Origin of the sequence: Tenacibaculum piscium, assembly GCF_021390715.1 — a bacterium.
Classification (GTDB): domain Bacteria; phylum Bacteroidota; class Bacteroidia; order Flavobacteriales; family Flavobacteriaceae; genus Polaribacter; species Polaribacter piscius.
Window position 1 is genome coordinate 216,929 of record NZ_JAJGWT010000004.1, and the last position, 14,544, is coordinate 231,472.

Below are 14,544 nucleotides of genomic sequence, written 5' to 3' on the forward strand. Positions count from 1 at the left end.
TATGAATATTAAAAATTACCTTTCAACGCTTTGCTTACTGATTGCTTTTACAGCTTTCAGTCAAAAAGCAACCACAAATGGCTGTGGTACAAAATTGTCTAAAGAAGACAATATTAAATTTAGACAATCCATGTCTAAATTAAAAAAACAACAAAGAACTAATAGAACCAGTAAAAGAACAGGTGTTAGAGACTACAAAATACCAGTAGTTTTTCATATTTTACACAATGGACAAGGTGAAGCAGGTTCTGTTAGTAAAGAAAACATGGCATGCCGAATTAACGACGTAATGGAAGTTGTTAATAAAGATTTTCGTGGAGAATTTCCTGAATGGGACAATTCTGATCCAAGATTTGATGGCGTAAAGCAAAAAATGGATAATATTGAGTTTTTATTAGCTACTGAAGACCCTGATGGAAATCTTTTAGAAACTCCAGGAATGAACTGGCTTATCGAAGATGGGCTTATTGAAGATGGTTACGATTCTAAAATTACCACAAACGATTGGTGGTGGGGAAAAAACAACAAATACTATTTACAGATATTTATTGTAGCTGCTGCAAACGGAATATCAGAAGGAAATTACGCTTCAGGACACGCATTTTTACCAACACAAGACGCCGTTCCTAGAGTTGTATTTAACTGGAGATATGTAGGAAGAGCAACTGGTTGCCCTGACAATCCTTCTAGTAGCCAACCTGGTTTTGAAAAAGTAATGTCGCATGAGTTTGGTCATTATTTTGGATTAAGACACACTTTTCATGAAAGTGATAAAGACAAAGGAACTTGGACTGCTGAAAATGATGGAATTGATGATACACCGCCAACAATGGGTTCGGAAGGTTGTACAAGAGATAAATTAAATGCGTGTAATGTATATCCAAATGTAGAAAATTATATGGATTACAATACTTCTTGTCAAATTATGTTTACCAAAGATCAGGTTGACGTAATGAATGGTTGGCTAGAAGATACTACAATCGCTAAATATTCTAGAAGCTTACTTTGGCAAACAGACAATTTAATTGCTACAGGTATATTACCTCATGCGCCTGTTGCGAGTTTTAAAAGCGATGTAACAGCAATTTGTAGTACACAAAGTATCGAATTTAAAGATAACTCAACAGGGACACCAACTTCTTGGAAATGGACTTTTGAAGGAGGAACACCTGATTCATCTACAGAAAAAAACCCAACAATTACTTACGCAACTAAAGGAGAATATAAAGTAACCTTAGAAGTTTGGAATGGCTTTAACGGTACAAGTTACAGTAAGGCTGAAACAGCAAATTTTATTGATGTTGATCAACATGCAACAGCTGATACTTCTGAAAATTTTGAAGGAACTTTTCCTCCTCAAGGCTGGAAAGTTATCAATCCTGATGGAAAATTAGCTTGGGGAAAACGTAGCGACGCTGGAAATGGTGATTCATCATGTGTAGTTATGAACAACGCAGATAATGATAAAATTGGTGAAGAAGATTTCTTACAATTACCTTTTTATAATTTAACAGATGCCAAAAATGCACAACTTTATTTTGATGTTGCTTATGTTAAATTTGATGAAGTGAGTCCCGATATGCTAAAAGCCGAAGTTTCTACGGATTGTGGAGCTACTTGGACAGAAGTATATTCAAAAACACACACCGAATTAGAAACTGCTTTATCAGCATTATCGCCAAATGATTGGATTCCTAATCAAGAATCACACTGGAGAAAAGAATTAGTCGATTTAAGTGGCTATGACGGACAAGCAAATTTAGCCATTCGTTTTAAAAATGTATCAGGATACGGAACACGTGTTTGGCTAGATAACGTAATCGTTGCGTTAGATAATAGCAGTGGTCCTGTAGTCGATTTTTATACTAAAAAAAGAAATTCAGTATGTGAAAGTGAAGTTGTTCAATTTTTTGATACCTCAACAGGAACAACAGCAACTTCATGGAATTGGGAATTTCCTGGAGGAACTCCTGCCACTTCTACCGAGCAAAATCCTACGGTTACCTATAGTACTTACGGAAATTACAACGTTAGCTTAAAAGTTGAAAACACCGATGGTTCATCAGAAAAAACCATAGAGAATTTTGTCGTTTTAAAAACACCAACCGCACAATCTTTTAGTGAAGATTTTTCAGGAACCTTCCCTCCTACCAATTGGAATATTCGTAATTTTGATGGGAAATTAGAATTTGAACAAAGTAATTTAGCTGGAAATGGCGATGGTTTTTGTATGATGATGAACAATGCCGATAATGAAACTGTTGGTGAACTAGATGAAATTATCATGCCTTCTTTAGATTTATCCGTAGGCGCTACCGATTTTTATTTCGATGTTGCTTATACTAAATTTGATGCTGATAGCCCTGATGAATTATCTGTAATGGCTTCTGCTGATTGTGGTACAACTTGGAAAAATTTATACGATAAAACACACACCGTTTTAGAAACTGTTGATGTTGTTGATGATCCTGCAACGGATGCAAACGAATCTAATAATTGGGTTCCTACAACAGCATCAGACTGGAGAACAGAACGTATAAACCTTAGTGATTATCAAGGATTAGCAAATGTATTGGTGAAATTTGTAAATAAATCAGGATACGGAACTCGTATTTGGATTGACAATGTTACCGTTAAAATTGATAGTAAAGACAAGCCTGCTTCTGATTTTGAAAAGCAAAGTGAAAGTGCTTGTTTAGATAAAAATGTACAATTTTATGATACCTCAACAGGCGTACCAACTTCTTGGGCTTGGACTTTTGAAGGCGGAACACCTGCAACTTCAACAGAAAAGGACCCAGTAGTTCTTTACGATACTCCAGGGAATTATAGCGTTACATTAACAGCAACAAATGCGGTAGGAACGGGAACAACGACCACTAAAACAAGTTTTGTTAGTGTAAAAGCAATAAATGCCTTACCATATACGGAAGATTTTGAAGGCGTATTTCCGATTCCAGATTGGGATGTTTTAAATCCTGGGAATGATGAGATTTTATGGGAAAAAAGAAGTGATGCTGGTAATGGAGATTCTTCTTGTATTGTTATCAATAATGCCGATAATCCTACGGATAAAGTAGATGAATTAATTTTAAGACCTTTTGATTTTTCTGTAGATGGAGACAAAAAAATGTCTTTTGATGTTGCTTATACCATGTTTGATGAGTGGAGTCCTGATAATTTAATCGTGTTAATTTCTAAAAATTGTGGTGCAACATGGACGGAAGTTTATAGCAAAACACTTGATGATTTACAAACTTTAGAAGTTATTGATGATTTAGATACTTATGATAACGAAAAAAATAAGTGGATTCCTTCAGAAGCTTCTCATTGGAGAAAAGAAACAATTGACTTAAATCAATTTACAGGAAATAGCAGTATTTTAGTAAAACTTAAAAGTGTTTCAGGATACGGAACTCGTATTTGGATTGATAATTTAAGTGTAACTTCAGAAATATCTAATGATGATATTACTTGGAAAGGAACTACAAATAACGACTGGAACACAGCATCTAACTGGAGTACAGGTTCTTTACCAACTTCTACAAGTCGTGTTGTAATTCCTGCTGGATTAACAACATATCCAACAGCAACTTATGATGTTGTATTTAACAGTTTAACCATAGAATCTGGCGCTACTTTTATACCTAAAGGAACCGTTACAGGAACCGTTACTTATAAAAGAAACATACCTGATACTGATTGGTATTTAATTGCTTCTCCTTTAAATGGAGAAACTCTTGAAAACTTTATTGCAGGCGGAACACATTCTTTTGCATCAGGAACAAGAGATAATATTGGTTTTGCACCTTTTAACAATGAAAATTTGACCAAAGCTTGGGATTATCAAACAATAAATTCTACTGGTAATTTTGAAGTTGCAAAAGGATATTCACTAAAATTAGCAACACCTAGCGATATTTCTTTTATAGGAACAATGAATACTGATGCCGTAAGCATTGCTATTAATAATGGTGGAAGAAACAATTATAACCTAATAGGAAATCCGTTTACAGCATACGTTAGCTCAATAAAATTTACGACTAATAACGCTGCAAAAATTACTGAAAAAACAATTTGGGTTTGGAACGGAACAGGCTATGAAACGTATAATGATCAAACGCCGCTTATCATTGCTCCAGCGCAAGGATTCTTTATTGAAGCAACTAATGCCTTAGCGGCAAATAGTACGGTTACCTTTGAACAAGCAAATCAAAGTCATGAAACATCAGATACTTTTAAAAGAGAAGCATCAAAAACTTCTTTTGAATTATTCGTAGAAGATGGAACTCGTAAAAAATCAACCAAAGTATTTTATGTCAATGATAAAACTACTGGTTTTGATAATGGTTCAGATTCTAAATTATTCGGTGGGGTTACCAGTAACTTTGAAGTATTTACCGAATTAGTTACCGACAATAAAGGAAACAAATTAGCAATTCAAACGTTACCAAATACGAATATCGAAACAATAGTTGTTCCTGTTGGATTAACAACAAAAGAAGGTAAAGAAGTAAGCATTTCTGTAAGTGCTAAAAACCTTCCTACGGATGTTAACATTTATTTAGAAGATAGAATTGCCAATACATTTACCAATATTTCTAAAACTAAAATTGTCGTAGAAAACAATACCAAAGGAGCTGGTCAATTTTATATTCATACTACTTCAAAAAGACCTGATCTTATTGTTAATGAAGATTTACAGAAGGTAAGTATTTATAAATCTGATAATAATGCAATAACTATTACTGGTTTACAAACTGAAAACGCTACTTTAAAAGTATATTCGATGTTGGGTAAAACAGTTTTTGATAGCTCATTCAAATCAACAGGAGTTAGTGTAATTCAATTACCAAAAACTGCTAAAGGGGTTTACATTGTGGAATTAATTTCAACCTTAGGTAAAATTAATAAAAAAATAATTTTAGAATAAAAACGACAAACATCATGAAAAAACAAACTGAAAACAATAGAAATAGTGAAGATATTTCAAGAAAAGAAGCGTTACAAAAAATAGGAAAATACGGGAAATATGCCAGTTTAACAGCATTAGGAACGTATATGATTTTGAATCCTCAAAAAGCACAGGCACAAAGCCCAAATGCTCCTGAAAACCCAGGTTTCGGTTTTTAAGCTTTTACTTTACTGTTTTTTATAATTTTAATTAATGATAAAACCCTCGAATTTTTCGAGGGTTTTTTGTGTTCAACTCAATTTTTTTTATTCTTGATTAAATATTAATTATTTTTAAGTAGCTTGGCTTTTTAAAATTATTTAAATAATTCTATTAAATGAAAAATATCGTAATCACAGGAACGAGCCGAGGAATTGGTTTTCAATTGGCTCAAAAATTTGCCAATCAAGGACATAATGTATTAGCATTATCAAGAAATACAAAACCTTTAGAGGCGCTAAATCATCAAAAAATTACAACATTATCTGTTGATTTATCAAATAATGATGCTTTAAAAAAAGTAACTGATTTTATCAAAAAAGAATGGAAAACTGTCGATATTTTAATCAATAATGCAGGAAAATTAATAAACAAACCTTTTAGCGAATTAACAACTACTGATTTTCAAGAAGTATATGCCGTTAATGTTTTTGCCGTTGCCGAATTAACCAAAAATATAATTCCATTTATGAAAAAAGGAAGCCATGTTGTTACTATAAGTTCGATAGGAGGCGTTCAAGGAAGTTTGAAATTTGCAGGATTAGCCGCTTATAGCTCGGCAAAAGGAGCGGTAATTACCTTATCAGAATTATTAGCTGAAGAATACAAAGAACAACAAATTGCCTTTAATGTTTTGGCATTAGGAGCGGTACAAACCGAAATGCTTGAGGAAGCATTCCCTGGATATTTAGCCCCTGTATCAGCAAAAGAAATGGCTGATTATATTTTTGATTTTTCACTAACAGGAAACAAATTTTACAACGGAAAAGTTTTGCAAGTTTCGAGCTCTAATCCTTAAAATTTCTTTAAAATCATTATTCTTTAAAAATTATTATTTAACTTAAAATTCATAAAACGAATTATTTTGCGAGAAATACTACTCAAATATATTCCCGAAAATGCTATTTTGTTAGTTGAATATTTAATTAAAGAATATCAGATTAATCTTAAAATTGTAGATAAACGACAAAGTAAACACGGCGATTTTAGAACGTTTCCCAACGGAAAAACACAAATAACAATTAATAATAATTTAAACAAACAGCAGTTTTTATTAACATTAATTCATGAAATTGCACATCATATTACGCATCAAAAATTTGGAAAAGTACAACCACATGGCAACGAATGGAAAACCGTTTTTCAACATTTGATGCTCCCTTTTTTACGTCCTGATATTTATCCAACGAAAATACTCCCCTACTTGGCTCATTATTTAAAAAATCCAAAGGCAAGTACCGATTCTGATGTTCATTTATCATTAGCCTTAAAAGGTGGCATCGCTAGTGTTGGAAAAGTCTTTGTTTTCGAAATTTTAAATGGTGAATTATTTCAATTTAAAGGGAATTTATACCGAAAAGGAAACAAACGAAGAACACGTTTTGAGTGCTTAAATTTAGTTAATAAACGTGTGTATCTTTTTAATCAAAATGCAGAAGTAATGCAGAAATAATAGAAAATATTAGCGAAAAATAAAGTCCTAAAACTAAAAATAATGAACACAAATTATTACGCAGTAATTATGGCAGGAGGCGTAGGCACTCGTTTTTGGCCTGTAAGCACGCAAGAATATCCCAAACAATTTCATGATATGTTAGGCACGGGAGAATCTTTAATTCAACGTACTTTTCATCGAATTAATCAATTAATTCCTTCTGAAAATATTTTTATCTCAACCAACGAACGCTACGAAAATTTAGTTTTAAAACAACTTCCTGAAATAAGCAAAAAACAATTATTATTAGAACCTGTAATGCGAAATACAGCACCGTGTATTTTGTATGCTTCCCTAAAAATAAAAGCGATAAATCCTGATGCCGTGCTATTAATTGCGCCGTCTGACCATTGGATTGAAAATGAAACTGAATTTTTAAAAAACCTTAACACTGCCTTTAAAATAGCTGAAAATAATGCTGTTTTAATGACCCTTGGTATTCAACCCGATACGCCAAATACTGGCTACGGATACATCAAATTTAAAGAAAATAAAACTAATTTTTCTGATGTTTCTAATACTTCTGATAGTTCAGCCGTTAAAAAAGTAATAAAATTCACCGAAAAACCAGCTTTAGAAACAGCAAAAGAATTTTTAAAAAGTGGTGATTATTTATGGAATGCAGGGATTTTTGTAACCTCTGCTAAAAGTATTCTAAATGCTTTTCGAAAATATGCTCCTGAAATGCTTCTAATTTTAACGCCCAAAAACGAAAATATCATTTATAATACGGAGAAAGAATCTGAGTTTATAGAAAATAATTATCCAAAATGTGAAAATATATCCATCGATTATGCGATTATGGAACGTGCTGAAAATATGTATATTTTACCCATAAACGTTGGTTGGAATGACCTAGGAACTTGGGGTTCGTTGTATCAAAAATTAACAAAAGATACGCAACAAAATGCGGTAGTCGGTGCAAAAGCAATTTTTAAAGATGCTAACGGAAATATGATTCGAACAGAAAATGGCAAAAAAATAATCATTCAAGGATTACACAATTTTATTATCGTCGAAAAAGAAGATGTTATTTTAATCTGTCCTCGAAAAGATGAACAAGATATTAAACAAATTAGTGCCACTGCCAAAGAATATTTTTAAAAAATTAAATAGACTGTCAGTTCGAGTGATTTTTAGTTCCTTTTAACAAAGGGTTTTAACCCATTGCCGTCATTTTTTTCCACTATATTTTTTTCAGATGAAATTTAAACAGGCTCTAAAAACATAAAAAAAACGAAGCACTAAACACTTCGTTTTTTTTATGTAACAAAAGTAGCTGTATACTTTTTTTAGCTTCTTTAATTTTAACAAGTCTTTAAAAGTGTTTTTTAATCTTTTAGAAAATTATTAAAAACTGTTTTCAAAAACTTTTAAGGATAGCATAAAAAACCACTTCTTATTTATTTTTTTATCACTGATACATATCAGAAAATTAAAAACTATTAAAAATCTAAAAAATAAAATGGCAAAAATAGTTATTTTGGGTGCTGGAATTTCAGGGCACGTAGCAGCAACGCATTTGCGTAGAAAATTATCAAAAGAACATGAAATCGTCGTTGTTTCCCCCAACAGCAATTATCAATGGGTTCCCTCCAATATTTGGGTCGGCATTGGACGTATGAAACCTGAAGATATACTCTTTCCATTAGCACCACTCTATCAAAAAAAAGGAATCGGATATAAACAAGCAAAAGTGGTTACATTTCATCCTGAAGGCGATGAAAGTGAAAAAAAACCATACGTAATCGCACAATATGTAAGCAACGATAAAAAAGGAATACAAGAAAAAATAAACTACGATTACTTAATTAATGCCACAGGACCTCGTTTAAATTTTGAAGCAACCGAAGGATTATTACCTGGAAAAAATAACGCATTTTCAGTATGTACTTACGACCACGCAAGCCACGCTTGGACAGCGTTAGAAAAGCTGATTCAGGAAATGAAACAAGGTAAAAAAGCGAAAATTCTAATTGGTACAGGACACGCTAAATCGACCTGTCAAGGGGCGGCTTTTGAATATATTTTGAATGTAGAAAAAGAATTATGTAATCATGGCGTAAGAGATAATGCCGAAATAACATGGATTTCTAACGAATTTCTTTTGGGAGATTTTGGAATGGATGGCATCCTTTTGAGTTACGGTGGCATCAATATGAAGTCTAACGAAATGATTGAAATGATTTTTGAAGACCGAAATATTAAATGGATTACTGGCGCTGGTGTTCATAAAATTGAAAATGGTATTGCTCATTATGAGAATTTAGACGGCGAATTTAAAAGCGAAACCTATGATTTTGCCATGTTAATTCCAGCATTTTCAGGACACGGATTTAAAGCTTTTGATAAAAATAAAGAAGAAATAACCGAAAAACTTTTCAAAGGTTTTATGATTGTTGATGCCGATTATACGCCAAAACCATACGAAAAATGGAGCGTAAAAGATTGGCCAGAAACCTATCAAAATCCGACATATAAAAATATTTTTGCCCCTGGTATTGCCTTTGCACCGCCACATACGATTTCAAAACCACGAAATAGTAAAAATGGAACACCTATATTTCCAGCACCACCACGAACAGGAATGCCCTCTGGAATAACCGCAAAATTAGTGGCTGATAACATTATCGGACATCTAACAAAAGGTACTGATTTAACACTTCATAAAGGTTCTATGGGAAATATGGGTGCAGCTTGTATTGCCTCTGCAGGTTACGGTTTTACACAAGGAAGTGGTGTTAGTATTACCACATTTCCTATTGTTCCTGATTTTGAAAAATATCCAAACACACACGGACGAGCATTAAAAAGTACTTTTGGAGAAATAGGTTTGGCAGGACATTGGCTTAAATTAGCACTTCATTATGCGTTTATTTATAAAGCTAAAATGAAACCTTTTTGGTGGTTAATTCCTGAATAAAATAAAAATCTTCAATTAAATTTCACTTTAATTCACTTTAAAATTTAAATTTTAAATTTTATGCTAATAAAAAACAATGATGGAAAGAATATCAAAAAAAGAAAAAAGACGTATGCAGAATCCTTTTATTCAATTTTTTAAATTTATTTATTTAAGTTTAAAAATAATGAAAGTAGTTGCGGGTGGTCATGGAGGTACTCGTTAATTTTTCGATAATTTTGCAACTATAAATTCTTAGAACTAAAAAACGAAGCTTTTACACTTCGTTTTTTAGTTATTTTCAGTTATTTTAATAAATTATGTAATTAAAATAGGTTGATGATTTTTAATTATTTGTTATAATCGATTGTAAAAAAGGATAATAATACGCTGCCATATATGCTCCTTTTTTCTTTCCTAAAACGTTTCCTTTTGCATTAACAACGACCACTGTTGGAAATGCGTTTATTCCATAACGATACTGTAATTCGTTATTTTCTTTTTTAGCTTCAGAAGAAACTAAATCTCTATTTCTAGGGAAATCTGCCTTATATAGAATCAATTTTTCATCAGAAAAGCCTTTAAATTTATCGGTATTAAACAATTCTCTATCTATTGTTTGACATGGTGGACACCAATCTGAACCTGTAAAAAACACCAAAACGGGTTTATTTTCTTTCTTTGCTTTTTTGATAGCGTTATCAAAAGATTGTTCCCACTTTACTTCTTGGTTTGCTTCTTGATTTATTTCTTGATGAGCAACAACACTTTGTTGTGCAGAAACGGTATGTACCGCTAAAAGAAATACTAAAATTATAACTATTTTTTTCATGCTGTTGTTATTTATTGTTTCAAAAATATCAAAAATAATACCAAAAATAATGAAATTATACTTTTATTTTGCTGATTTCCTGTTGTATTAGGTTACTAAATCTTTTTTCATCCTTTAGGAAAATACTTTTTATCGAAATATAACACAGTTTTTCTAGTCGATTCTCTAAACGCATAAAATCTTTTTCTGTGGTTAGAATTATGGTATTTTTTGATGTATTTTTTGCTTCTAATTCTTTAAATTCACTGGTTATTTTCTGAATATCGTTATTTGTAAAATCGTAATGGTCAGGATATTTTAAGTGTTTAAATTGTATGTTTTCTTTTGATAAAAATGTCAATAATGAATTTGGATTTGCAATTCCTGTAACTAATAAAACGTTTTTATTTTTTAACGCTGAAATTGTTAAATTCGTATTGTTTTCTTCTATATTTTCTTTTGTATTTTTTAAATTTTCATCATAAGAAATTGCTGTAAAGAATACTTGCTGATATGTTTTCGGTTTTATTTTTCGAATAATTTCCTGTTGTTTTTCTTCGGATAGATTTTCGGGACATTTGGTAACAATAATGATGTTTGCTCGTTTGTAACCGCTACGAAATTCCCGTAAATTTCCTGTTGGCAACATGTAATCATTTATATATAAATCGTCAAATTTTGTGAGTAAAATATAGGTACTAGCTTTTACTTTTCGATGTTGAAACGCATCATCTAATAAGATAATTTCGGGCGGATTTTGTTTTTTTAATAATTGTGTAATTCCGTTTGTTCTATCGGCATCGACCGAAATAATTGCCTGATTTTTGAATTTTTTATAAAATTGCAAGGGTTCATCGCCAACATCACAAGCTGTATGTTTTTGATTCACAATTTGAAAACCAGTGGTTTTACGTTTATATCCTCGGCTTAAAACGGCAATTTTATGGGTATTTTTCAACAATCGAATTAGAAATTCAATTTGTGGTGTTTTTCCTGTTCCTCCGACACTTAAATTTCCCACGGCAATAACTGGCACATCGAAATATGTCGATTTTAAAAGTCCGATATCAAAAAACCAATTACGAATTGCGGTAATAATTCCGTATAAAATAGCGAACGGAAACAATAAAAAACGAAGTATTTTCATAGCCTCAAAAGTAAAAATTATTTTTTTAACAAAAATCATCAAAAAAACTAAAAAACTACAGAAAATCAGAAAGACTCTAAGACCTCACAGGTTTTAAAAACCTGTGAGGTCTAAAAACAATAAAAATAGTAACTTTGATTCCATATATTTTATCTTATGAAAATAAAAGATGTTACCAATTATATTGAAGAATTAGCACCGTTATCGTATGCTGAAAATTTCGATAATGTTGGTTTATTGTTAGGCGATTACACGACAGAAATAACGGGCGTTTTAGTAACTTTAGATACTTTGGAACAAACAATTGAGGAAGCAATTGTTAAAAACTGCAATTTAATTGTCAGTTTTCATCCGATTATTTTTAGCGGATTGAAAAAAATAAACGGCAATACTTATGTGGAGCGTGTGGTGTTAAAAGCGATTCAAAACAATATTGCCATTTATGCAACACATACGGCTTTAGATAATGTAAACAATGGTGTTTCTGCAAAAATGTGTGAGGTTTTAGGTTTGCAAAATTGTAAAACATTAATTCCTAAAAAAGGAATTATTAAAAAATTAACAACGTATGTTCCGCTTGAAAATGCCGAAAATTTACGCACAAAACTCTTTGAATCTGGTGCAGGAACTATCGGAAATTACCAGAATTGTTCCTTTAATTCTAGCGGAACAACAACGTATCGAGGAAATGAAAATTCAAATCCGAGAGTAGGAAAAAAAGGTGAATTTATATCTAAAGAAGAAACTGCTATTTCAGTGAGTTTTACCCATAATTTAGAAGGAAAAATACTAAAAACATTGTTTGAAAATCATCCGTATGAAGAAGTTGCTTACGAAATAATTACGCTCGATAACGCACATCAAAATATAGGAATGGGAATGCTTGGCGAACTTGAAAACCCGATGAATGAAACTGATTTTTTAGCCTTTGTAAAGAAAACTTTTAAAACCGATTGTGTTCGACATTCTGAATTATTAGCAAAACCGATTCAAAAAGTAGCCGTTTTAGGAGGTTCTGGAAGTTTTGCGATTAAAAATGCAATACAACAAAATGCTGATGTTTATATCAGTGCTGATTTTAAATATCATGAGTTTTTTCAAGCAGAAGGAAAAATCGTACTTGCTGATGTCGGACATTATGAAAGCGAACAGTTTACAAAAAACCTTTTGATTGATTATCTTCGTAAAAAATTTAGTACTTTTGCAATTACTTTGAGCGAAAGAAGTACAAATCCAATACACTATATATAAACAGATGGCAAAAAAAGAAGTAACGGTAGAAGAAAAATTAAGAGCGTTATACGATTTACAGTTAATCGATTCTAGAATTGACGAAATCAGAAACGTTCGTGGTGAATTACCTTTAGAAGTTGAAGATTTAGAAGATGAAGTTGCCGGATTAAACACAAGACTTTCTAAATTAAAAGACGAAGCTACAAGTTTAGAAGCTGATATTACAAATAAAAAATCAGCAATTACAGAATCTAAATCACTAATTGAAAAATACGAAGATCAACAAAAAAATGTTCGTAACAATCGTGAATTTGAAGCTTTAACCAAAGAAGTTGAATTTCAAGAATTAGAAATTGAATTATCAGAAAAAAGAATTAAAGAATATAAAGTGAAAATAACCCAGAAAAATGGCGTTATTGAAACAACTAAAGAAAAATTAAAAAAACAAGAAAGTCATTTAACGCACAAGAAAAATGAGCTAAATGATATCTTGAAAGAAACCGAAAAAGAAGAGCAATTATTAAACGAGAAATCGCAAGAATATGCACAATCTATTGATAAGCACTTATTAACTGCTTATAATAGAATTCGTACCAAAGTAAGAAACGGATTAGCCGTTGTTGCTATTGAACGTGGTGCTGCTGGTGGTTCTTTCTTTACAATTCCTCCTCAAGTACAGTTAGAAATTGCGAATCGTAAAAAAATTACAATTGATGAGTATAGTGGTCGTATTTTAGTTGATGCCGCATTAGCTCAAGAAGAAAAAGAAAAAATTGATAACTTATTTATATAATAAGAACTTACTATTATTTTTGAAATATAATAAAAAAGCACTCCTATTCGAGTGCTTTTTTTTGTGCCAAACTTAAAAAAGTGTCGTTAAAGTATCCTTAAATTTCAATAAAAATTAAAAGAAAATTAAAAGAAAATTGGGAGAATATTAGAAGAAAAAAGCAGAAAAAAACAATAATATTAAATACCTTAGTAGTGTTATTAATCTTAATTTTTAAATAATTAATCATGGGACAAAATACCGCACAAACGAACGAACAATATAACGAAAAACAAGTATTTAGCATGCCAAGAATTGGAGATGCTGCACCAGCTTTTAAAGCTACAACGACACAAGGTCCTATTAATTTTCCTGCAGATTATAAAGGTGATTGGGTTATTCTTTTTAGTCATCCTGCTGATTTTACACCAGTTTGTACATCAGAATTTATCACATTTGCTTCTTTAGAAGATAAGTTTGCCAAAGCAAATTGTAAACTTGTAGGGCTTTCTATTGATGGATTATACAGTCATATTGCTTGGTTGCGTACTATTAAAGAAAAAATTGAATACAAAGGAATGAAAGATGTTGAAGTTAACTTTCCGTTAATTGAAGACATCAAAATGGATGTTGCCAGAAAATATGGTATGATTCAGGAAAATGAAGACGATACAAAAGCAGTAAGAGCTGTTTTCTTTATCGATCCAAAAGGAATTGTTAGAAGTCTTATTTATTACCCTTTAAGTTTAGGTAGAAATTTTGATGAATTATATCGTGTAATTATCGCCTTACAAACGGCGGATGAATTTGGCGTTGCAACTCCTGCTGATTGGTATCCTGGAGATGATGTTATTATAGGTCCTGCAGGATCTTGTGGAACAGCAAATGACCGAATGGAAGATAGTGATATTGATTGTAAAGATTGGTTTTTCTGTACTAAAAAATTAGATAAAGACTTAGTTTTAGATAGAATTTTAAAAAAATAACACGAAAAAATAAGATATCTTTTAA

General features: G+C 31.5%; 12 protein-coding genes. 10 read left to right on the plus strand and 2 right to left on the minus strand.

Annotated features, from left to right (window positions below):
• The first annotated feature begins 1 nt into the window (after position 1).
• From L0U77_RS06060 to L0U77_RS11870, 7 genes are all read left to right on the plus strand, one after another.
• Positions 2–4,933, plus strand: a complete 4,932-nt coding sequence (locus L0U77_RS06060) for a PKD domain-containing protein (protein ID WP_233897795.1) — start codon at positions 2–4, stop codon at positions 4,931–4,933.
• Between the two features lie 14 nt (positions 4,934–4,947).
• Positions 4,948–5,133, plus strand: a complete 186-nt coding sequence (locus tag L0U77_RS06065; protein WP_233884335.1) for a hypothetical protein — start codon at positions 4,948–4,950, stop codon at positions 5,131–5,133.
• A gap of 158 nt (positions 5,134–5,291) precedes the next feature.
• Positions 5,292–5,972 carry an SDR family NAD(P)-dependent oxidoreductase gene (locus L0U77_RS06070; RefSeq protein ID WP_233897796.1) on the plus strand — a complete coding sequence of 227 codons (681 nt, stop codon included), beginning with the start codon at positions 5,292–5,294 and terminating at the stop codon, positions 5,970–5,972.
• Positions 5,973–6,038: 66 nt separating this feature from the next.
• Positions 6,039–6,626, plus strand: coding sequence for a SprT-like domain-containing protein (locus L0U77_RS06075; protein WP_101916865.1), 588 nt, complete (start codon positions 6,039–6,041; stop codon positions 6,624–6,626).
• A 42-nt stretch (positions 6,627–6,668) separates the two neighbouring features.
• Entirely contained in the window at positions 6,669–7,772 is a 1,104-nt protein-coding gene (locus L0U77_RS06080; RefSeq protein ID WP_233897797.1) for a mannose-1-phosphate guanylyltransferase, read from the plus strand.
• A 361-nt stretch (positions 7,773–8,133) separates the two neighbouring features.
• Complete coding sequence (locus L0U77_RS06085; RefSeq protein ID WP_233897798.1) at positions 8,134–9,591, plus strand: NAD(P)/FAD-dependent oxidoreductase; 1,458 nt, start codon at positions 8,134–8,136, stop codon at positions 9,589–9,591.
• 79 nt (positions 9,592–9,670) lie between these two features.
• Entirely contained in the window at positions 9,671–9,796 is a 126-nt protein-coding gene (locus L0U77_RS11870; RefSeq protein ID WP_256444154.1) for a hypothetical protein, read from the plus strand.
• 120 nt (positions 9,797–9,916) lie between these two features.
• On the opposite strand, the gene L0U77_RS06090 is transcribed toward L0U77_RS11870, so the two are convergent.
• Together L0U77_RS06090 and lpxK are read right to left on the minus strand one after the other, a co-directional pair.
• A complete protein-coding gene (locus tag L0U77_RS06090; protein WP_233900891.1) occupies positions 9,917–10,402 on the minus strand; it encodes a thioredoxin family protein in 486 nt (161 codons plus the stop codon).
• Positions 10,403–10,457: 55 nt separating this feature from the next.
• Positions 10,458–11,528 (minus strand): tetraacyldisaccharide 4'-kinase, encoded by a 1,071-nt coding sequence (lpxK, locus tag L0U77_RS06095; protein WP_233897827.1) that lies wholly within the window; start codon positions 11,526–11,528, stop codon positions 10,458–10,460.
• Between the two features lie 156 nt (positions 11,529–11,684).
• Between lpxK and L0U77_RS06100 the strand changes: the two genes are divergently transcribed.
• The 3 genes from L0U77_RS06100 (at position 11,685) to L0U77_RS06110 (ending at position 14,519) form a co-directional block, all read left to right on the plus strand.
• Positions 11,685–12,779 (plus strand): Nif3-like dinuclear metal center hexameric protein, encoded by a 1,095-nt coding sequence (locus L0U77_RS06100; protein ID WP_233900892.1) that lies wholly within the window; start codon positions 11,685–11,687, stop codon positions 12,777–12,779.
• Positions 12,780–12,783: 4 nt separating this feature from the next.
• Positions 12,784–13,554 (plus strand): zinc ribbon domain-containing protein, encoded by a 771-nt coding sequence (locus L0U77_RS06105; RefSeq protein WP_101916860.1) that lies wholly within the window; start codon positions 12,784–12,786, stop codon positions 13,552–13,554.
• Positions 13,555–13,781: 227 nt separating this feature from the next.
• The gene (locus tag L0U77_RS06110) at positions 13,782–14,519 is read left to right on the plus strand and encodes a peroxiredoxin (protein WP_101916859.1); all 738 of its coding nucleotides are present in this window, start codon (positions 13,782–13,784) and stop codon (positions 14,517–14,519) included.
• Positions 14,520–14,544: the final 25 nt, after the last annotated feature.